We start from the raw sequence: 512 nt of genomic DNA, 5'->3' as shown, positions 1-512 counted from the left end.
ACAAAGGGAATAAATCAATACGAAAAGAAAGAGCTTGCCAAGGCTTTTGAACGAAACGACACACTAAAAAAATGGAGCAGAATTGACAATAAGCTAGTAGTTATAGACTCTCTTATTTTGACAAAGAATGAAAAGCAATATATCATTGACGAATTGGGAAGACAAACTGACACAAGTTTATGGAATGAAATAAATATTCCCAACTCGTTGACAATTTCACAAGACACAATTACAGCCATTTTTAAAGATAGAACAAGGGGGTGGAATTATTTCTATAAGACTTATGGACGTAGTTTTAATAGCTTTACAATTCCGATTTTTTTTAGAAATAATGAACTATGTGCTTTTTATTATGACAATAGTTGTGGCAGACTTTGTGGAGAAGGAGTATTTGCAATATACAAACGAGAAAATGGTAATTGGATAATGTGGTTTAGGATTTATTAATGGGTTAGTTGACAAAAACTACTGCCAACAAAAGTATTTGCAAAAGCAGGGCTGGACATTTTGAC

Annotated in this window: 1 protein-coding gene; it reads left to right on the top strand. The window is 32.6% G+C overall.

Annotated features, from left to right (window positions below; translation table 11 throughout):
- The coding region (locus ACTIEI_RS14805) for a hypothetical protein (protein ID WP_439507053.1) at positions 1-447 on the top strand (447 nt) is incomplete at its 5' end.
- Positions 448-512 lie beyond the last annotated feature (65 nt).

This window comes from Sediminibacterium sp. (genome assembly GCF_051860225.1).
In the GTDB taxonomy this organism is placed as follows: Bacteria; Bacteroidota; Bacteroidia; order Chitinophagales; family Chitinophagaceae; genus Sediminibacterium.
This window is presented reverse-complemented; position numbering and strand designations above follow the sequence as displayed.